Raw genomic sequence first — 20,392 nt, 5'->3', positions numbered from 1 at the left:
AGGTTAGGCAGTCTGTGCCGCGTTCAGGGGATGATCCGTGCGGCTTGCCACAGCTCGGGCAGAAACACCTCGGCAACGAGTACGTGCAGATCGTCCTGGTTGAAGCACGAGCGCCTCGCCCAGAGCCGAGGTTGGCGCACAGCTTCGGGGAGCCACTCGGCAGGATATTGCCGGGCTTCCAGGTGGCCGCGCTTGAATGCGGGGTCGCTGAACAGCAGTTCGCCCAATGAGCGGCTGCCAAGGTGCAGCAAGTCCAGGCCGGACTGCTCCAGAGCGTGGCGGGCTGCAACGCTGCGGGCAAAGACCCAAGGCTGCTGATGCCCACTCAGAAATACCTCACGAATCCAGCCCTGGCTCCCATCCGCTACGCCCAGCGCCGCGCATTCGTCTTCGCGCAGCGGCTGCCACCCTTCGGTCAGTGGCGTGACGCTGAATGCGCCGTCGGCCAGCTTTGTGAGGCGCCGGGTCAGCGAGCCTTTGTCTTCATATAGCCAGTCGTGAAGGTCGGGCGCGAGCGGGGAGGCGAGGCGGTCGGCAGGCAGCCAGTTCTGAGAGTTGGGCACGAGTAATATGGGCAGCGAAAAGAAGCGGCGAGTCTAGCACGCGGCAAAAACGTCGCTCCAAGCCCAGTCAGGTCCAGCCTTCCAGGCGCATTGTCGCGCGGACCAGGCGTTGCTCTTCCTGCTCGATCTCTTTGAGGTTGTCGCGAATGCTGTGGATATGGTCGCGTGCGGCACGCTGAGCCTGATCGGGCAGTCGTTCGGTGATGGCATGAAAGAGCCTCGAATGCTGACGATCGATCTGCCGCTTCTGCATTGGCCGGTGGTAGAGATTGTTCACCGAGGCGAACACGGTGGAGAGCATCAGGTCGGTCAGCGATTGCAGCGTGTGCACCAGTACTGGGTTATGCGAGGCCTCGCTGACAGCCAGATGAAAGGCATGGTCGAGGCGGGCATGTTCGCGCGGATCGGCGCTTTCAGCCGTATGCGCAGCCAGCATCTCTTCGTAGCGGCGGCGCAGCAGGATGAAATCGGCATCGGTGCCACGTAGCGCGGCCAGTCGCGCCGACTCGCCTTCCAGCAAGGCGCGGACTTCGAGCAGGTCGTAGAGCGTACGCGGCTGCGAATTGAACAGATGCATCAGCGGGCTGGCGTCCTGTTCGCCGGAAAGCCTCGCGACGTGAGAGCCACGACCCTGAGCGGTGTCGATGATGCCCCGGCCGCGCAGGATTCGCAGGCCTTCGCGCAGTGCTGAGCGTGATATGCCGAGCTTCTCGCACAGACGTCGTTCCGATGGCAGTGCCTGACCTACCTTGAGCACCCCATCGACGATCAGGCGCTCGATTCGCTCAGCTACCACGTCCGCCAATTGACGTTTTTCGTGAGTATGTTCTTGCAACATGGCTTCTCCGTAACTGGTAGGACCAGTTTGGGTGAAGTTTACCGTGTCGGTGTATTGGTTGTCCCTAGGCCCTCATTTCGCGGTGCGCATCGATCTACAGCGAAAGGCTAGTGAAAGAAACTGGTAGGACCAGTTGGTTTTAGGGTGGACGTCAGCTGGGGCGGGGCAGATGATGCGTCAAACCACCGCAGCTGGCCGTGCTGACGGTGAACATCTAAGAGCACCCACTGCCATGAATATCCTCTACGACGAACGCGTCGACGGTGAGCTGCCCAGAGTCGACAAGGCAGCGCTCCTCAACGAGCTACAGGCGCAGCTGCCTGATCTCGACATCCTGCATCGCGGTGAAGATCTCAAGCCATATGAGTGCGACGGACTCTCCGCCTACCGCACCACGCCGATGCTGGTGGTTCTGCCTGAGCGCATCGAGCAGGTCGAAACGCTGTTGAAGATTGCTTACAAGCGCGGTGTGCCCGTGGTGGCGCGCGGCGCCGGAACCGGACTTTCTGGCGGCGCGCTGCCGTTGGAGCAGGGCATCCTGCTGGTGATGGCGCGCTTCAACAAGATTCTCGAAGTCGATCCGGCTGGACGCTTTGCCCGCGTGCAACCCGGCGTGCGCAACCTCGCCATCTCCCAGGCGGCGGCGCCATTTGACCTCTATTACGCGCCCGATCCGTCCTCGCAGATCGCCTGTTCCATTGGCGGCAACGTGGCCGAGAACGCTGGCGGCGTGCATTGCCTGAAATACGGGCTGACCGTGCATAACCTGCTCAAGGTGGAAATTCTCACCGTCGAGGGTGAGCGTATGGTGCTCGGCTCCGACGCGCTGGATTCGCCCGGCTTCGACCTGCTGGCGCTGTTCACCGGCTCCGAGGGCATGCTTGGCATCGTCACCGAGGTTACGGTCAAGCTGCTGCCCAAGCCACAGGTGGCCAAGGTGCTGCTGGCAGCTTTCGACTCGGTGGAGAAAGCAGGCCGCGCGGTGGGCGACATCATTGCCGCAGGCATCATTCCCGGCGGGCTGGAGATGATGGACAACCTGTCGATCCGCGCCGCCGAGGACTTCATTCATGCCGGTTACCCGGTGGACGCCGAGGCGATCCTGCTCTGCGAACTGGACGGCGTCGAAGCCGACGTTCACGACGACTGCGCGCGGGTGGGCGAAGTGCTCAAGTTGGCCGGCGCTACCGAAGTTCGTCTGGCGAAGGATGAAGCCGAGCGGGTCAAGTTCTGGGCGGGGCGCAAGAACGCATTCCCGGCAGTCGGACGCATCTCGCCGGACTACTACTGCATGGACGGCACCATCCCGCGTCGCGAGCTACCGGGTGTGCTCAAGGGGATTTCCGATCTGTCCGAGGAGTACGGCCTGCGCGTGGCCAACGTGTTCCATGCCGGCGACGGCAACATGCATCCGTTGATCCTGTTCGATGCCAACACCGAAGGCGAGCTGGAGCGCGCCGAGGCGCTGGGCGGCAAGATTCTTGAACTTTGCGTCAAAGTCGGCGGTTCGATCACCGGCGAACACGGTGTCGGGCGCGAGAAGATCAACCAGATGTGCGCCCAATTCAATGCGGACGAGCTGACCCTCTTCCATGCAGTGAAGGCCGCGTTCGACCCCAGCGGGTTGCTCAATCCGGGCAAGAACATCCCGACGCTGCATCGCTGCGCTGAATTCGGCGGGATGCATGTCCATGGCGGGCAATTGCCATTCCCTGAACTGGAGCGCTTCTGATGACGGTTTCCTTCGACGCCAGCCAACAGCTGCTGGAACAGGTCAACCAGGCGCTGGCCAGCAACAGCCCGCTGCGTATCCAGGGCGGCGGCAGCAAGACTTTTCTCGGCCGTGAGGTGCAGGGCACCTTGCTCGACACTCGCGCCCATCGCGGCATCGTCACCTATGACCCGACCGAGTTGGTAGTTACCGCGCGCGCCGGCACGCCATTGGCAGAGCTGGAGGCCGCGCTCGATGAAGCCAACCAGATGCTGCCTTGCGAACCGCCTCATCTGGGGAACGGAGCAACAGTTGGCGGCATGATCGCGGCCGGCCTGTCCGGGCCGCGTCGGCCCTGGTCCGGCTCGGTGCGCGATTTCGTACTCGGCTCGCGGGTGATCACCGGTCATGGCAAGCATCTGCGCTTCGGCGGCGAAGTGATGAAAAACGTCGCCGGCTACGACCTGTCTCGCCTGCTGGCCGGCAGCTTTGGTTGTCTCGGCGTGATCACAGAAGTATCGCTGAAGGTGCTGCCCAAGCCGCGCCTGTGCCGCAGCCTGCGGGTCGAGATGCCGGTCGATCGGGCGCTGCTCAAGCTTGCCGAGTGGGGGCAGCAACCGGTGCCGATCACCGCGGCGAGCCATGATGGTCAGGCGCTGCATCTGCGTCTGGAGGGCGGCGAAGGCTCGGTTAACGCCGCCTGTGACCGCATCGGCGGCGAGACGCTGGATGTCGGCTACTGGCATGACCTGCGCGAACACCGCTTGGGCTTTTTCAACGACGCTCGGCCGCTGTGGCGCCTGTCGCTGCCGACTGACACCGTCGCGCTGGCGCTACCGGGCGAGCAGATGATCGATTGGGGCGGAGCCCAGCGCTGGCTGAAGTCCGATGCCGATGCGCAAACCATTCGCGCCATCGTCAGCGAAGTAGGTGGTCATGCGATCTGCTTCACCGCTGATGCGGCCACGAGCCCGTTCCAGCCGCTGGCGGAGCCCTTGTTGCGTTATCACCGCCAGCTCAAGGCAGCGCTCGACCCGCAGGGAATCTTCAATCCCGGCCGTATGTACTCTGAGGTTTAGGTCGCGCCCAGCGCGACTGGCCCAAGAGAGAAGTTTGGTGGTCCAAATGAATGACGAACAACGATGGATTGCGCTTTCTGGGGCGCGTCCCGAAGGGTTGGCGCGAAGCGCCGACGCAAAGAGCCAATTGGCGTTGGGAGCGACCTGAATAATGCAAACGAATCTGAGTGAAGCGGCGAAGAAGCTGCCGCGTGCCGAGGAAGCGGAAAGTATCCTTCGCTCCTGTGTGCATTGTGGCTTCTGCAATGCGACCTGCCCGACCTATCAGTTGCTCGGCGACGAGCTGGATGGGCCGCGTGGGCGCATCTATCTGATGAAGCAAATGTTCGAAGGCGGCGAAGTCACTGAAAGCACCCAGACCCACCTGGACCGCTGCCTGACCTGCCGTAACTGCGAGACCACCTGCCCGTCAGGCGTGCAGTACCACAACCTGTTGGATATCGGCCGGGACTTCATGGAGCAGCAGGTACAGCGCTCGGCGGGTGAACGCCTGCTGCGCACCGGCTTGCGCAATGTGATACCGCGTCCGGGCCTGTTCAAGGCGCTGCTGAGCACGGGCAATGCGCTGCGTCCGCTGATGCCGGCGACACTGCGTGCGCACATGCCGCGCCAAGTAACCCCAGCCAAGCCGCGACCGCAGGTGATGCATGCGCGACGTGTGCTGATGCTCGAAGGCTGCGTGCAGCCAAGCCTGTCGCCCAATACCAATGCCGCCACGGCACGGGTGCTCGATCGCCTCGGTATCAGCGTATCAACGGCGCGCGAGGCGGGTTGCTGCGGCGCGGTTGACTATCACCTCAACGCTCAGGAGGCCGGACTCGACCGTGCTCGGCGCAACATCGATGCCTGGTGGCCAGCCGTCGAAGGCGGTGCCGAAGCTATCGTCCAGACCGCCAGCGGTTGCGGTGCCTTCATCAAGGACTATGGTCATCTGCTCAAGGATGACCCCGCATATGCGATCAAGGCTGCCCGAGTGAGCCTGCTGGCGAAGGATCTGGTGGAGGTGATGCGCGGCGCTGAGCTCGAACGCCTGAACGTCAAAGCGGACAAGCGCATGGCCTTTCATTGCCCATGCACCTTGCAGCACGCACAGAAGCTCGGCGGCGCGGTCGAAGACGTGCTCACCCGGCTCGGCTTCCAGCTCACTGCGGTACCTGATGCGCATCTGTGCTGCGGCTCGGCGGGCAGTTATTCAATCACCCAGCCGGTGCTGTCCAAACAGCTGCGCGACAACAAGCTCACTGCACTTGAAAGCGGCAAACCTGAAGTCATCGTCACCGCCAACATCGGTTGTCAGACGCACCTCGACGGCGCCGGACGGACGCCGGTGCGGCACTGGATCGAGATTGTCGAGGAGGCGATGGGGTGAAGCTCGCCCTAAAAACCTGACGTTGATTTCGGTGGGCTGAAGCCCACCGGTAAACACGCACAACCGAATCTGAAGACAGGAGAGACCATGAAGACCAAAGCCATGCTGACCCAGAACGAAGTGACCGCCATCCTCAACGCGGCACGTACCGAAGCGCAGAACAATGGTTGGGCCGTGACCATCGTCGTCGCCGACGACGGAGGCCACCCGCTGGCGCTTGAGCGTCTGGATGGCTGTGCGCCGATCGCGTCCTACATCGCTACCGAGAAGGCCCGCAGCGCCGCGGTGGGTCGTCGCGAAACCAAGGGCTATGAAGACATGGTCAATGGCGGCCGCAACGCCTTCCTGTCCGCGCCGGTCGTGTGCTCGCTGGAGGGCGGTGTCCCGGTGATCGTCGATGGTCAGGTGGTCGGTTCGGTGGGCGTGTCTGGCGTGACCGCCACGCAGGACGCACAGGTCGCCAAAGCCGGTGTTGCCGCTATCGCCAACTGAATCGGAAAAGGAGAACAACATGACCGAACGAGTAACCCTGGGCCGCCTGCAAGTCGCGGCCAACCTGCAGCGTTTTATCGAAGATGAAGTCCTGCCCGGCAGCGGCGTCGAAGCGGCTGCTTTCTGGAGCGGTTTTGATCAGCTGGTCCACGACCTGGCGCCGAAGAACCGTGCCCTGCTTGCCGAGCGCGATCGCCTGCAGGTCGAGCTGGACAACTGGCACCGCAGCAACCCCGGCCCGATCGGCGATATGCCGGCATACCGTGCCTTCCTCGAATCCATCGGCTACCTGCAGCCCGAGCCAGGCGACGTGAAAATCAGCACCAGCAACGTCGACAGCGAGATCGCCACCCAGGCCGGCCCGCAGTTGGTCGTGCCGATCGGCAACGCTCGCTATGCCCTGAACGCCGCCAATGCCCGCTGGGGCTCGCTGTATGACGCGCTCTATGGCACAGACGCCATCAGCGAAGAGAACGGCGCGCAGAAGGGGCCGGGCTACAACGAAGTGCGTGGCGCAAAAGTCATCGCTTTTGCACGCAATTTCCTCGATCAGGCCGCGCCATTGGCTGAAGGTAGCCATGCCGACTCGGTCAGCTACCGCGTGCAGGATGGGCAACTCAAGGTCACCCTGGAAAACGGCAACGTGACGGGCTTGAAGCAGCCGGAGAAGTTCGTCGGTCACCAGGGCGAGGCTGTCGAGCCAACGGCCATCCTGCTCAAGAACAACGGCCTGCATGTCGAGATCCAGATCGATCCGAACAGCCCGATCGGCCAGACCGACGCTGCTGGCGTGAAGGATCTGCTGATGGAAGCGGCCGTCACCACCATCATGGACTGTGAAGACTCTACCGCTGCAGTCGACGCCGATGACAAGGTGCTGGTCTACCGCAACTGGCTGGGCCTGATGAAGGGCGACCTGGTCGAGGACCTGGAGAAGGGCGGCAAGCGCATCACCCGCCGCCTGAACGAGGATCGCGAATACATCGCGGCGGACGGCTCGAATCTGAAGCTGCACGGCCGTTCGCTGTTGTTCATTCGTAACGTCGGTCACCTGATGACCAACCCTGCGATCATCGACGGCGAAGGCCACGAGATCCCGGAAGGCATTATGGATGGTGTGGTGACCAGTCTGATCGCATTGCATGACCAGCAGCGCAAGGGCAACTCGCGCACCGGCTCGATGTATATCGTGAAGCCGAAGATGCATGGCCCTGCCGAAGTGGCGTTCACCGACGAGCTGTTCGGACGCGTCGAAGACCTCATCGGACTGCCGCGCCACACCCTCAAGGTCGGCATCATGGACGAGGAGCGCCGCACCAGCGTCAACCTCAAGGCTTGCATCGGCGCCGCGAAGAACCGCGTCGCGTTCATCAATACCGGCTTCCTCGACCGCACGGGGGACGAGATGCACAGCATCATGGAAGCGGGCGCTGTGCTGCGAAAGGGCGACATGAAGAGCACCGCGTGGATCCAGGCTTACGAGCGCAACAACGTGCTGGTCGGTCTGAATTGCGGCCTGCGTGGCAAGGCGCAGATCGGCAAGGGCATGTGGGCCATGCCCGACCTGATGGCCGCCATGCTCGAGCAGAAGATCGCGCACCCCAAGGCTGGCGCCAATACCGCCTGGGTGCCGTCGCCGACTGGCGCCACACTGCACGCGCTGCATTATCACCAGGTCGATGTGCAGGCTGTTCAGGCCGAGTTGGAGAAAATCGACCTGGCCGGTGAGCGGGACAAGCTGACCAATGATCTGCTGACCATTCCGGTCGCGCCGGAGCGCAACTGGTCCGCCGAGGCCATCCAGCAGGAGCTGGACAACAACTGCCAGGGCATCCTTGGGTATGTCGTGCGTTGGGTCGAACAGGGCGTCGGTTGCTCCAAGGTGCCGGACATCCATGATGTCGGCCTCATGGAAGACCGCGCCACGCTGCGAATCTCCAGCCAGCATCTTGCCAACTGGCTGCACCACGGTGTGGTCGATGAGGCGCAGGTTCGCGAGACGCTGGAGCGCATGGCCAAGGTGGTTGACCAGCAGAACGCTGGCGATCCCGCCTACCGTCCAATGGCCGTCGACTATGCTGGATCGGCAGCCTTCCAGGCGGCTTGTGATCTGGTGTTCAAGGGTCGCCAGCAGCCGAGCGGGTACACCGAGCCGCTGCTGCATGCGTGGCGCCAGCGCTTCAAGCAGCAGGTAGGTTGAGCGGTATCGATCGCAAAACCGGTGGCCGACGAGAGTCGGTGACCGGATCGATTTGACAAGCCCCGGACGCTTATAGCGCTCGGGGCTTTCGAGCAAGAGGGGTCGGCCAGCGTGACTTGTTGGTCAGCTTCTCGGGCTGATGTGGTGCCCACATCGGCCATGCGTGGGACCGGGCTTTCCCGGATAGAAGTGGTTCACAACAAAAAACAAGGAACCCAACAATGAGTCAGACACTGCTGTCCATACTGGCCTTCGTGCCGCTGGTGCTAGCGGGGGTACTGCTGATCGGCTTTCGCTGGCCGGCCAAGTACGCAATGCCGCTGGTTTTCGTGCTTACCGCCTTGATTGGCCTGCTGGCCTGGGACATGACCTTCAACCGGGTCCTGGCTTCCACGCTGCAGGGCCTGATTCTTACCGCCGCGATCCTCTGGATCATCTTCGGCGCCATCCTGCTTCTCAACACGCTGAAACACTCCGGGGGCATCGCTTCGATCCGTCGCGGTTTTGCCAACGTCAGCCCGGACAAACGCGTTCAGGTGCTGATCGTGGCGTGGCTGTTTGGCTGCTTCATCGAAGGCGCGTCGGGCTTCGGTACGCCGGCTGCGGTGGCTGCGCCGCTGCTGGTCGCGCTGGGCTTCCCGGCGCTAACGGCAGTTGTGCTGGGCATGATGGTGCAGTCGACGCCAGTGTCCTTCGGTGCAGTGGGTACGCCGATTCTGGTGGGAGTCGCCGGTGGTCTTGATCAGGCTACTCTCGGTGGTCAGCTGGCGACGGTGGGCAGCAGCTGGGATGTGTTCTTCCATTTGATCTTCTCCCGTGTGGCGATCATCCATGCGCTGTGCGGCATTCTCATGCCGCTGATCATGATCTGCATCATGACGCGCTTCTTCGGTCGTAATCGCTCCTGGGGCGAGGGCCTGGCGATGGCGCCGTTCGCCATCTTCACCGGTCTGGCATTCGTGATTCCTTACGCGGCAGCGGGTGTATTCCTCGGCCCGGAATTCCCTTCGATGATCGGCGCGCTGGTTGGCCTGGCTATCGTCGTTCCAGCAGCCAAGGCAGGCTTCCTGCTGCCCAAGACCAGCTGGGACTTCGCACCAGCGAGCGAATGGCCGGTGGAGTGGATGGGCAAGATCGAGATGAAGATCGACGACGTCGCAGGACGCACGCCGATCTCCGTTCCGATGGCTTGGGCACCGTACCTGTTGTTGGCAATCTTCCTGGTGATGTCGCGAGTATTCCCGGACCTCAAGGCGGCCCTGATGTCGGTGAGTTTCGGCTGGCGTGACATCCTTGGTGAAGCGGGCGTGTCCGGCACGCTGGAGCCACTGTATCTGCCTGGCGGGATTCTCTGCATGGTGGTGCTGGTGACCTTCTTCCTGCATCGGATGAAGGCCGCACAACTCGGCGCTGCCATTTCCGAGTCGAGCAAAACGCTACTGGGCGCTGGCTTCGTGCTGATCTTCACCATTCCAATGGTACGGATCCTGATCAACTCCGGCGTAAACGGCTCGGATCTGGTCTCGATGCCCGTGGCGATGGCGCAACTGGTTGCCAATAGCGTTGGCGGTGTTTATCCGTTCTTCTCGCCTGCAGTCGGCGCGCTGGGTGCCTTCATCGCCGGTTCCAACACTGTGTCCAACCTGATGCTCTCGCAGTTCCAACTGAACACTGCGGGGCTGCTCGGCCTCTCCGGAGCGCTGATGGTAGCACTGCAATCGGTGGGCGCTGCGGCGGGCAACATGATCGCCATTCACAACGTGGTGGCGGCTTCGGCCACGGTCGGCTTGCTGGGCCGCGAAGGCATCACGCTGCGCAAGACCATGCTGCCGACGCTGTACTACCTCGTACTGGCTGGCACCATCGGTTTGATTGGCTTCTATGTGATGGGGATCAGCGATCCATTGGTGGGAGTCTCTAACGGCAGCTGAGGCTGCGGTTGAATACGAAACGGGCGGCCTAGGCCGCCCGTTTCGTTTTTGCCCTGAAATCTTTCGCGGCCGGTGGGTCTATCACCCGTGGCGCGAGGTTTGGCGAGTGCGGCATTCTGTTATAGCGTGCAGCGCAACCGAGACTGATCGAGGTGAATAATGAAAAAGTGGCAATGCGTGGTGTGTGGGTTCATCTATGACGAAGCCGAGGGCTGGCCGGACGAGGGCATCGCGCCGGGCACTGCCTGGGAAGACGTTCCCGAAGACTGGCTGTGCCCAGACTGTGGCGTAGGCAAGATGGACTTCGAAATGATCGCGATCGGCTGATATGAACGAGTTGAACAACAAGAAACCGCCGGTGGTAATCATCGGTACCGGGCTGGCGGGTTACAACCTGGCGCGGGAATTTCGCAAGCACGACAGCGAAACGCCCTTGCTGCTCATCACCTCCGATGACGGGCGCTCTTACTCCAAACCCATGTTGTCCACCGGCTTCGCCATGAACAAGAGCGCCGACGCTCTGGGCATGACGGTGGCCGGGCCGATGGCGATTCAGCTTAATGCAGAGATCCGCACCCATACGCAGGTCACGCGGCTCGACCCCGCGCATCGTCGGGTCTGGATCGGCAACGAGCCGGTGCCGTACCGCGATCTGGTGATCGCCTGGGGTGCACAGACCATCCGGGTACCCGTAGCCGGGGACGCCCAGGACGCGGTCTTCCCAGTCAACGACCTTCTCGATTACGGCCGTTTCCGTGAAGCCGCCCATGGTAAACGGCGCATATTGATTCTCGGAGCCGGGCTGATCGGTTGCGAATTCGCCAACGATTTGTTGCATGGCGGCTACGAAGTCGAGCTCGTCGCGCCATGCGAGCAGATCATGCCGTCACTTCTGCCGCCAGAGCCCGCCGCCGCGGTGCAGCGCGGGCTTGAGTCACTAGGTGCGCGTTTTCATCTAGGGCCTGTCCTGGAGAGGCTTGAGCGGCAAGGCGATGTGCTGCAAGCGCGGTTGTCCAATGGTCAGCGGATTGATTGCGATCTGGTGGTCAGCGCTGTGGGGCTGCGTCCCAGAATCGAACTGGCTGCCGCTGCGGGACTGGCTGTCAACCGCGGTATCGAAGTCGATCGAATGCTGCGCACCTCGGCCGAACACGTATACGCGCTGGGTGATTGTGCTGAGGTAGATGGACTCAACCTGTTCTATGTCATGCCGCTGATGAGTGGCGTGCGTGCGCTGGGCAAAACGCTTGCGGGCCAACCGACACCCGTTACCTACGGGCCGATGCCGATCACCGTTAAAACGCCAATATGCCCGCTGGTGGTGTCGCCCCCAGCGGCTGAAAGCGAGGGTAGTTGGAGTGTCGAGGGCCAGGGCAGCGATTTGAGAGCATTGTTTCGATCCTCTGATGGCACCTTGCTCGGGTATGCACTCACCGGAGCGGCCGTGCAGGAGCGTCTGGCTTTAAACAAACAGCTGCCACCAGTGTTGGCCGAACTGCCCCAAGTTCTGTCATTAAAGTCGTCTGAATGATTTAGCAAACAAGTGGCGGGGACTGGCGCGAGTGCTAGCAGCGTGCCATGCTGCCCGAGGCGCTGCCGCAACGTAGAGCTGCTGCGGCGCGCCGGGATGCTGTTCGGAGAACAGCAAGCACAAAAACAATAAAGTCGTAGAGGCCAATTATGCGCAAACCGGAACTCGCCGCCGCCATCGCCGAAAAGGCTGATCTCACCAAGGATCAGGCCAATCGTGTACTCAATGCTGTACTTGATGAAATCACCAACGCGTTGAACCGCAAGGACAGCGTGACCCTGGTTGGTTTTGGCACCTTTTTGCAACGTCATCGTGGCGCTCGTACGGGCAAGAATCCTCAGACGGGTGAGCCCGTCACCATCAAGGCCAGCAACACCGTAGCATTCAAGCCGGGAAAGATGTTGAAAGACGCGATCAACTGAATCTGCGTCTGCCCGGGGCCGCCAGGCTCCGGGCCAGCCTGACTGGACAGTCCACTCCAGACCCCTCTGTTCTCCTGCTTTCCCCGTTCGGGGCAGCCGCTACAATGCCGGTTTTCTCGCCAATGGTCGGCCAATCATGAAATTTCGCTTTCTTCTCTGGATGCTTGGTCGGCTGATGACCAAGGCCAGCCGCACCAACCCTGACTTTCAAAAACAACTCGGCGATAAAGACCTGACCTTCCAGCTGCATACGCTAGACGGCAAGGTTGCCCGGCATTACAGAGTCAAGGATCAGCGCGTCACCAGCCATGGCGGCCCAGTAAACGAGCCAGCATTCGCTATCGGCTTCAAGGACAGCGCCTTCGGTTTCGATACGATGAACGCCAAGAACAAGCAGCTCGCCTTCATGCAAGGGATTCAGAACAAGGATATTCAGATCCAGGGCAACCCTGCATTGGTGATGTGGTTTCAGGGGTTGACCAAGTATCTAAAGCCGCGGAAGAAGAAGGTCGAGGCGGCTTGATCCACGAGCGCGCTGCCTAGTCCGGTCGCATCTACCAGCTTCCATAGGGAATGCCGAACCGATCTACGTAGCGCTTCGAGGCTTCAGGTTGCGGATAGTAGTTTCCATCGGACTTTCCGAGATGTGGTCCGAGTGGTTCTATCTCAGCTTTGCCGCGGGCAACTTTTATTGGCTCATGACACTGGTCTCGTACCCAAACCTGGATAATCCCACCTGGGGCCAAGCCTAGGTGTAACGAGGCTATCTGGCTTACTTTCCGCTGTGGTGCTTCCGGGCATAGGCGGTGAGTTGACTCGTACATAATCGTTCTAGCTTGCTCGGGAATATCAATCCACGCGTGATACGTCTGAGGCTCCACCACCGACTGCCATCGTACGTAGATCCGCTTAGGCAGATTTGCCCCTTCGACGGTACGTATTCCGCTGCCTGCTAGTCCCTTAGGCCAACCCTTGGCTACTTCTCTTTTATTTCCATAATCGCCGCTTCCAATCACCCCAGCGCTGCCATGATTGAAGAGCTTTCCTTGCACGTCCTCTACGACGCTCGCCTTGACCCAGCCGGTCATATAGAGGGGAGCAGCAAACTCTAGGCTCCACCATGGGGTCTTTGGGTCCGGCTCGGCCGTTAACGGACCGGCAATCTGACAACCAAATAAAAATAGGGTGCTTGCAAGGGCCGCCAATAGCTTCATCACAGTAGAGTCCATTCAGGTTCGTGGGGATGCTGTCGACGAATCCCGTCCGTATCGGGGGCATTGATGTAAACCAGCTTAGCGCCGTCATGCGTCAGTTTGCCGAGCGGGTTGTTCCAGTGGGCAGAGACATGGATATATCGACTTCTCAGAAGCTCGTCCTCATCGGAGGTTGTGCTGTAGTCGCCCTTGCAAAAGCGTTCGCAAATCGACTGTAGCTCGTTCGGGAGCGAATAATTGGGGTTGTGCTCGTCCATCGCATCGAAGCGTACCCCTGCGCGTTTAGCTAGTTGGTACATCACTCGTAGATATACTCTCGAAAGCGCCCCACTAACGGAGCGTTTGAGTTGCAGGCCGGCATAGACCCTCTGTTGCCGTGGCGCTAATCGGTCTTGCAAATCTCGGGGCAGGAGCTGCGGCGCCGGAGTGACTATCTCCAGACTGGAAGGAGCCCAACCTTTAGCAACAAGGCGCTTCATGGCAGTTTCTGCTTCTTTATAGATAGAAGTTGTTCGGACATCGATTCCTACGTTTACCGTCAATGCCTGCATGGGACTGACAAGTACGCACTCTTCTGCCTCGTGAAGGTAGCCGCCTCCAATGTCTGAATGAGCTCCTGGCAGAGTTAACTCTGGGTGGTCTGGCTTGACTCGGCTTAAAGGGAAGTTGGCGCGCACTTCGTCTCGGGCAACGAGATGTACCACATGTTTGAAGTACTTGCGGGGCAAGTAGAGGTTGACCCAGGGCGTAATGGCACTTCGAATATTTCCCAAATTGGCTAGTCCGCCAACTGATGCGACAGTGTCGAACAAGCCAATGAACCCCACGTCGATACCGTACTGGTATCGCTCTATGAAACCCGGAGCGAAACGTCTGGTAGTGTCTTGGAGAATGCTCCTCAACGGCCCCTGTAGTCCTTTAACAATTTCGTTGGCAAAGTGCCTTGAGGCCGCAGCTCCCCGACTGAATCCGAAAGTGTCGAACGTCAGCGAGCTGATTGTGCAATCGGGGTTTTCTGAGACGGCTCGCGTCACGGCGGATGCGATCAAAGTGAATGCCTTCTGCACGCAGCCTTTTACCCCGGTCTCGCCACGACCCATCCCCGCACCTAGGAAGCTGTCCTCCGTGCCGGCCTCAGTACCGATTCCGTCGACATAGATCTTGCGTGAAAGCTGTTTTTGCGGGCCATCGCCCTCGGGGCTGGCGCTTTCAATGTACAGCTCCATCAATTTACGAACTTGGTTACATCGTTCCCATAACTACTATCTGGGTCAGCCATATAGGGCTTGCAGGCAGAGTCGAGATCTTCTTTTCGCACAGGATGATGCGCCCCGCATGCGATACCTAGCGCAGTATTGGTCGCATTGTTGCCGGTGCCATCGAAGAACACGCCGATGCGCAGGGCCAGTTTTATCTTTTCGGCTGGCTTCGCCGGTTGCTTGGCATGGCGTTCGTATTCGGCCCAGTGTTGGGCGTGGATATCGGCCGGCTCGACATTGCGCAGCTCGGCTTCGCGCTTCGCCTGGGGGGTGTTGGGGACGTATCCGCTCATGCTTCTACCTTTCCTTGGCTGAATGAGGCTGGGTGATCTGGATGACAGGCGCCGGCGAGCTACATCCTGTTGGTCCCGGCGCGGGGGCCAGTAAGAACTACCGCCGGCGTCGATTCAAGTTGCCGGTTCACAAAGCGCAGGGTCGGCCCTGCTGAATTCAGGATGGCGACGGCATTTCAGTGCGGTTCGTTCCTATCCTGCTGCGCCATCCAGGCACGTGCTTCGTCCAGCAGCCAGTCACGCAAGACATGCATGGCAGAGGACTCCACTCGGCGTTCCGGGATCATCAAATGGTAGGCCTGACCTACTTGGCGATAGGAGTGAGTGTTTGCGATTACCAGTCGTCCTTCGGCGAGTTCTCGCTGTATGAGGAAAGGTGGGATCAGCGCAACGCCCATCCGGTGTTCGGCGGCCTGGGCCAGCATGGAGAACAGCTCCAGGCGGGGGCCGGTCATGTCGCGTGCGACTTTCAGCCCCAGCGAATCGAACCACTGCCGCCAGGCATAGGGGCGCGTGGTCTGCTGCAGCAACGGCATTTCGGCAATGCCGTGTGGCGTAAGCTCGGTCGCATCGTCCAGCAGGGCCGGGCTGCAGACGGGCAGCAATTGTTCTGGCATCAATGGATGGGCGACGGTGCCGGACCAGTCGCCATCACCGAAATAGATCGCTGCATCGAATTCGGTATCGGCGAACAGAAAAGGGCGGGTACGGTTGGTCAGGTTCACCGTGATCTCAGGATGCAGCGCCTGGAACTGCCGCAGCCGGGGCAGCAACCACTGCGTGCCAAAGGTCGGCACGATCGCCAGTTCGATTGTCTGCGCACCCTGCTGACCCATCACCGACAGCGTATCGCGCTCTACCGCATCAAGCTGGGTGGCGACACGCCTGGCATAGGACTGCCCGGCCTCGGTCAGTTTCACGCCGCGGCGGGAGCGGCGGAACAGCTCCAGTCCGAGGAATTCTTCCAACCCGCCGATCTGTCGGCAGATTGCGCTTTGAGTCAACGCCAGCTCTTCGGCGGCGCGGGTAAAGCTCTGGTGGCGCGCGGCTGCCTCAAAGGCGATGAGCGCGGCGGTGCTGGGGATCTTGCGACGCATTATGCGACTGCCTCACTAATAGTTTGGTATTCACTAGCTTGAGCATAGCTCGGAGTGAGTAAAGCGCACAGGTTGTTGCGAATTACTCGTTTGCTGGTTGCCGCTGCAGCTTCTAGGATCAACCCATCCGAATGCTGCACCGGGCCAAGGGCCCGGTTCATCGTCTACGACAAGAGGACCACCCATGGCCGGCAAAGCAAGCTTCAACTGGATCGACCCGCTGCTGCTCGATCAGCAGCTCACCGATGAAGAGCGCATGGTGCGTGACAGTGCCCAGCAGTTCGCTGCCGACAAACTGGCACCACGGGTGCTGGAAGCCTTCCGCCATGAGCGCACTGATGCGGCGATTTTCCGGGAGATGGGTGATACCGGCTTGCTTGGCGCGACCATCCCTGAGGCCTATGGCGGCAGCGGGCTGAACTATGTGTGCTACGGCCTGATCGCTCGGGAAGTCGAGCGCATCGACTCAGGCTATCGCTCGATGATGAGCGTGCAGTCTTCCCTGGTCATGGTGCCGATCAACGAATTCGGCAATGAAGAAACCAAGCAGAAGTACCTGCCCAAGCTGGCCAGCGGTGAATTCATCGGCTGCTTTGGCCTGACCGAACCGAACCACGGTTCCGACCCGGGCTCCATGGTCACGCGTGCCAAGAAGGTCGACGGGGGCTATCGCCTGTCTGGTGCCAAGATGTGGATCACCAATAGCCCGATCGCCGATGTCTTCGTGGTGTGGGCCAAGGATGATGAGGGTGCCATTCGCGGTTTCGTGCTGGAGAAAGGCTGGGAAGGCCTTAGCGCGCCTGCGATTCACGGCAAGGTCGGCCTGCGCGCGTCGATCACCGGCGAGATCGTGATGGACAACGTGTTCTGCCCGGAAGAGAACGCGTTTCCTGATGTGCGTGGCCTGCGCGGCCCCTTCACCTGTCTGGACTCTGCCCGTTACGGCATCAGCTGGGGAGCGATGGGCGCTGCCGAGTTCTGCTGGCAAACCGCGCGTCAGTATGTGCTCGATCGTCAGCAGTTCGGTCGTCCGCTGGCCGCCAATCAGCTGATCCAGAAGAAGCTGGCCGACATGCAGACTGAGATCACCTTGGCCCTGCAAGGTTGTCTGCGCCTCGGCCGGATGAAGGACGAAGGCACCGCTGCTGTTGAAATCACCTCCATCATGAAGCGCAACAGTTGCGGCAAGGCCCTGGACGTGGCGCGCCTTGCCCGCGACATGCTCGGCGGCAACGGCATCAGCGACGAGTTCGGTGTAGCGCGGCATTTGGTCAACCTTGAGGTGGTCAACACTTACGAAGGCACTCACGATGTGCATGCGCTGATTCTCGGTCGCGCGCAGACCGGCATCCAGGCGTTCTTCTAACCCTGCCCATAAAGGTGAATGGCGCTTCGTTCATCCACTTCAAACCCATGTGGTGGATGGATAAAAGCGTCGGTTACGCGCCCGATCCACGCAACGCTCACTTGAATCTCGAGGCTTCACCCCATGCCTGGCGCCCTTTCTCATATCCGCGTCCTCGACCTGTCGCGCGTGCTCGCCGGCCCCTGGGCCGGGCAGATACTCGGCGACCTGGGCGCTGATGTGATCAAGGTCGAGCGTCCGCGCACCGGCGACGACACCCGTCACTGGGGGCCGCCGTATCTGAAGGACGACCTGGGCGCAGACACATCGGAAGCGGCGTATTACCTGTCAGCCAACCGCAACAAGCAGTCGCTGACTCTGGATTTCACCCAGCCAGAAGGCCAGCGGATCATTCGCGAACTGGTGGAACACTGCGATGTGCTGCTGGAGAACTTCAAGGTAGGCGGGCTGGCGGCTTACGGGCTGGACTATGAAAGCCTGAAAGCCATCAATCCCAAGTTGATCTACTGTTCGATCACCGGTTTCGGCAGCGACGGCCCCTACGCGAATCGTGCCGGTTACGACTTCATGATCCAGGGCCTCGGCGGGTTGATGAGCCTGACCGGACGCGCCGAGGAGGAAGAGGGCGCCGGGCCGGTCAAGGTCGGCGTCGCGCTGACTGATATCCTGACCGGGCTTTACGCCACCGTCGGCGTACTCGCTGCGCTCAACAGTCGCGAGCAGACAGGCGTAGGGCAGCATGTCGAGCTGGCGCTGCTGGACGTGCAGGTGGCCTGTCTGGCGAATCAGGCGATGAACTACCTGACCACGGGCGTCGCGCCCAAGCGAATGGGCAATGCTCACCCGAATATCGTGCCCTATCAGGATTTCCCCACTGCTGACGGAGACATCATCCTAACCATCGGCAACGACGGGCAGTTCCGTAAATTCGCCGAGGCTGCCGGGCATCCGGAGTGGGCAAGTGATCCACGTTTCGCCAGCAACAAGGCGCGTGTCGCCCATCGCAAGGAACTGGTTCCGATGATCCGTCAGGTCACGGTATTCCGTACCACGGCTGAGTGGGTCACGCTCCTGGAGCAGGCTGGGGTGCCCTGCGGGCCGATCAACGATCTGGCTCAAGTATTTGCCGATCCGCAGGTACAAGCGCGTGGACTGAGGGTGGACATGTCACATCCGCTCTCCGGGACCGTGCCGCAGGTCGCCAGCCCGATCCGTCTTTCCGGGACGCCAGTCGAATACCGCAAAGCGCCTCCGCTGCTTGGCGAGCACAGCGAAGCGGTCCTGCAGAACGTGTTGGGGTTGAGTTTCGACAAGATTTTGTCCTTGCGGCAATCCGGTGTGATCTGAATCGTTCCAGCGATGCGGCTCCGGCTGATCGCCAGCAAGCTGGCTCCCACGAAAAACCTCCGGCCTGCACTTAAACCTGTAGATCCCGTTTTGAGCCTTCGCCAGCAAGCCGACCCTGGACCTTGGACCCTGGTAGTCGGGAGCGCTCTTGATGTAGGAGCCAGCTTGCTGGCGATCATGTGCAAGGACGCAGTCATATCACCTCAGCCGTCGCTCGAAACGGGCCGGCTCGTACGCATAAGCTGAACTCTCTCGCCGTTCGGCCATCCCTATGGATGTACTCACATATTGGCGGACGAGCGAATCATGCAGACGCAGCGTTATCGATTCACCTGGCAACTGACGGTTGTCCTGTTCATGTCCTGGCTGCTGGCAGGTTGCGGCATCAACAACATTCCTCAATACGATGAGCAGGTGAAGTCGGCCTGGTCGCAGGTGGAGAACCAGTACCAGCGTCGCGCCGATCTCATTCCCAACCTGGTCGAGACGGTCAAAGGTTTTGCCCGCCAGGAGCAGGAGACGCTGACGGCGGTCATCGAAGCTCGTTCACGCGCCACCTCGATTCAGCTCAGCGCGGACGATCTCGATGATCCGCAGAAACTGCAGCAATTCCAGCAAGCGCAGAACCAGCTGACCGGCGCCTTGAGCCGTTTGATGGCGGTGTCCGAGCGTTACCCGGACCTGAAATCCAATCAGAACTTTCTTGCCTTGCAATCGCAGCTCGAAGGCACGGAGAACCGCATCGCCGTGGCCCGCCGGGATTTCATTGCCGCAGTCGAGCGCTACAACACTGAAATTCGCACCTTCCCCGGTCGTATCTGGCACAGCCTGATGTATAGCGACATGCCGATCCGCGAGAACTTCGAGGCCACGGCCGAGAACGCTGACCAGGCGCCGCAAGTGCAGTTTCAATGACGCGTCCGCTTACGCTGATCCTCGCGCTGCTCATCTGGGCAAGTGGTGCTGGTGCACAGGAGGTCGAGCTACCTGCACTGACCGGCAGGGTGGTTGACCAGGCCGAGCTACTGGACACCCAGGCCGAAGCGCGCCTCACCAGCATGCTTGCTGCCCATGAGCAAGCGAGTGGCGAGCAGGTGGTGGTCGTAACCGTGCCCGATCTTCAGGGTCGGAGTATTGAAGAATATGGCGTGGATCTCGGCCGCAAGTGGGGGATCGGTCAAAAGGACGAAGACACTGGCGCGCTTCTGATCGTCGCTCGCGATGACCGCCGAGTTCGAATAGAAGTCGGCTATGGTCTGGAAGGTCGACTGACCGATGCGCAATCCTCGGTCATCATCAACCGCATCATCACCCCCGCATTCCGTGAGGGTGACTTCACCCGCGGTATCACCGAGGGCACTGCCGCAATGATTCAGGTGCTGGGCGGCGATCCCCTGCGTACCGCAGGTATGCAGCCGGCCATGCCCATGGGCGCACAGGAGCCCGGTGGGCTGGGGATTCTCGGCTTCTTCCTGATGCTGGTCGCGATCTTCGTGATTGGCGGTGGCCGGGGCGGCCGCGGTGGTGGTCGGGGTGCCGGACGCGCCTTGTTGCTGGGCGCATTGCTCGGTGGCATGGGCCGGGGCGGCGGAGGCGGCTTTGGTGGCGGTGGGTTCGGCGGCGGCGGTGGCGGCTTTGGCGGCGGCGGTGCTTCGGGTGGCTGGTGATGATCTGGACGTC

General features: G+C 61.0%; 18 protein-coding genes and 1 pseudogene. 14 read left to right on the top strand and 5 right to left on the bottom strand.

Annotation, left to right across the window (positions count from 1 at the left end; translation table 11 throughout):
* Positions 1-23 precede the first annotated feature (23 nt).
* Both EA797_RS16715 and glcC read right to left on the bottom strand, forming a co-directional pair.
* Complete coding sequence (locus EA797_RS16715; protein WP_122167231.1) at positions 24-563, bottom strand: chorismate--pyruvate lyase family protein; 540 nt, start codon at positions 561-563, stop codon at positions 24-26.
* Between the two features lie 67 nt (positions 564-630).
* Positions 631-1,401, bottom strand: coding sequence for a transcriptional regulator GlcC (glcC, locus tag EA797_RS16710; protein ID WP_122167229.1), 771 nt, complete (start codon positions 1,399-1,401; stop codon positions 631-633).
* 232 nt (positions 1,402-1,633) lie between these two features.
* On the opposite strand from glcC, the gene glcD reads away from it, so the two are divergent.
* The 10 genes from glcD to EA797_RS16660 all read left to right on the top strand — a co-directional run bounded on the left by glcD (position 1,634) and on the right by EA797_RS16660 (position 12,659).
* Entirely contained in the window at positions 1,634-3,133 is a 1,500-nt protein-coding gene (gene glcD / locus EA797_RS16705; protein ID WP_122167227.1) for a glycolate oxidase subunit GlcD, read from the top strand.
* A complete protein-coding gene (gene glcE / locus EA797_RS16700) occupies positions 3,133-4,191 on the top strand; it encodes a glycolate oxidase subunit GlcE (protein WP_122167225.1) in 1,059 nt (352 codons plus the stop codon). Before glcD ends, glcE begins: the two co-directional genes overlap by 1 nt.
* Positions 4,192-4,342: 151 nt before the next feature.
* A complete protein-coding gene (glcF, locus tag EA797_RS16695; protein ID WP_122167223.1) occupies positions 4,343-5,560 on the top strand; it encodes a glycolate oxidase subunit GlcF in 1,218 nt (405 codons plus the stop codon).
* An 87-nt stretch (positions 5,561-5,647) separates the two neighbouring features.
* Positions 5,648-6,052: a heme-binding protein gene (locus tag EA797_RS16690; protein WP_122167221.1), complete on the top strand. Its 405-nt coding sequence runs from the start codon at positions 5,648-5,650 to the stop codon at positions 6,050-6,052.
* A gap of 19 nt (positions 6,053-6,071) precedes the next feature.
* Positions 6,072-8,252, top strand: coding sequence for a malate synthase G (locus EA797_RS16685; protein WP_122167219.1), 2,181 nt, complete (start codon positions 6,072-6,074; stop codon positions 8,250-8,252).
* A gap of 221 nt (positions 8,253-8,473) precedes the next feature.
* Complete coding sequence (locus EA797_RS16680) at positions 8,474-10,183, top strand: L-lactate permease (protein ID WP_122167218.1); 1,710 nt, start codon at positions 8,474-8,476, stop codon at positions 10,181-10,183.
* Between the two features lie 159 nt (positions 10,184-10,342).
* Positions 10,343-10,510 carry a rubredoxin gene (locus tag EA797_RS16675; RefSeq protein ID WP_122167216.1) on the top strand — a complete coding sequence of 56 codons (168 nt, stop codon included), beginning with the start codon at positions 10,343-10,345 and terminating at the stop codon, positions 10,508-10,510.
* 1 nt (position 10,511) lies between these two features.
* A complete protein-coding gene (locus EA797_RS16670; RefSeq protein ID WP_122167214.1) occupies positions 10,512-11,714 on the top strand; it encodes an NAD(P)/FAD-dependent oxidoreductase in 1,203 nt (400 codons plus the stop codon).
* A 149-nt stretch (positions 11,715-11,863) separates the two neighbouring features.
* Positions 11,864-12,136 (top strand): HU family DNA-binding protein, encoded by a 273-nt coding sequence (locus tag EA797_RS16665; RefSeq protein ID WP_014854330.1) that lies wholly within the window; start codon positions 11,864-11,866, stop codon positions 12,134-12,136.
* A 136-nt stretch (positions 12,137-12,272) separates the two neighbouring features.
* Positions 12,273-12,659 (top strand): helicase, encoded by a 387-nt coding sequence (locus EA797_RS16660; protein WP_122167212.1) that lies wholly within the window; start codon positions 12,273-12,275, stop codon positions 12,657-12,659.
* A gap of 31 nt (positions 12,660-12,690) precedes the next feature.
* Here the strand turns inward: EA797_RS16660 and EA797_RS16655 are convergent, their stop codons facing one another.
* From EA797_RS16655 to EA797_RS16645, 3 genes and pseudogenes are all read right to left on the bottom strand, one after another.
* Positions 12,691-13,350, bottom strand: a complete 660-nt coding sequence (locus tag EA797_RS16655; RefSeq protein WP_122167392.1) for a DUF2931 family protein — start codon at positions 13,348-13,350, stop codon at positions 12,691-12,693.
* Positions 13,350-14,902, bottom strand: a pseudogene (locus tag EA797_RS16650) (phospholipase effector Tle1 domain-containing protein). Before EA797_RS16650 ends, EA797_RS16655 begins: the two are co-directional and overlap by 1 nt.
* Positions 14,903-15,078: 176 nt before the next feature.
* Positions 15,079-15,999 carry a LysR family transcriptional regulator gene (locus EA797_RS16645; RefSeq protein WP_122167210.1) on the bottom strand — a complete coding sequence of 307 codons (921 nt, stop codon included), beginning with the start codon at positions 15,997-15,999 and terminating at the stop codon, positions 15,079-15,081.
* Between the two features lie 184 nt (positions 16,000-16,183).
* On the opposite strand from EA797_RS16645, the gene EA797_RS16640 reads away from it, so the two are divergent.
* The 4 genes from EA797_RS16640 to EA797_RS16625 all read left to right on the top strand — a co-directional run bounded on the left by EA797_RS16640 (position 16,184) and on the right by EA797_RS16625 (position 20,379).
* Positions 16,184-17,365 carry an acyl-CoA dehydrogenase gene (locus tag EA797_RS16640; RefSeq protein WP_122167208.1) on the top strand — a complete coding sequence of 394 codons (1,182 nt, stop codon included), beginning with the start codon at positions 16,184-16,186 and terminating at the stop codon, positions 17,363-17,365.
* A gap of 123 nt (positions 17,366-17,488) precedes the next feature.
* Positions 17,489-18,712, top strand: coding sequence for a CaiB/BaiF CoA transferase family protein (locus EA797_RS16635; RefSeq protein WP_122167206.1), 1,224 nt, complete (start codon positions 17,489-17,491; stop codon positions 18,710-18,712).
* Positions 18,713-19,018: 306 nt separating this feature from the next.
* Positions 19,019-19,627: a LemA family protein gene (locus tag EA797_RS16630; protein ID WP_122167204.1), complete on the top strand. Its 609-nt coding sequence runs from the start codon at positions 19,019-19,021 to the stop codon at positions 19,625-19,627.
* Positions 19,624-20,379, top strand: a complete 756-nt coding sequence (locus EA797_RS16625) for a TPM domain-containing protein (RefSeq protein ID WP_122167202.1) — start codon at positions 19,624-19,626, stop codon at positions 20,377-20,379. Before EA797_RS16630 ends, EA797_RS16625 begins: the two co-directional genes overlap by 4 nt.
* Positions 20,380-20,392: the final 13 nt, after the last annotated feature.

Origin of the sequence: Stutzerimonas zhaodongensis, from assembly GCF_003696365.1 — a bacterium.
In the GTDB taxonomy this organism is placed as follows: Bacteria; Pseudomonadota; Gammaproteobacteria; order Pseudomonadales; family Pseudomonadaceae; genus Stutzerimonas; species Stutzerimonas zhaodongensis.
This window is presented reverse-complemented; position numbering and strand designations above follow the sequence as displayed.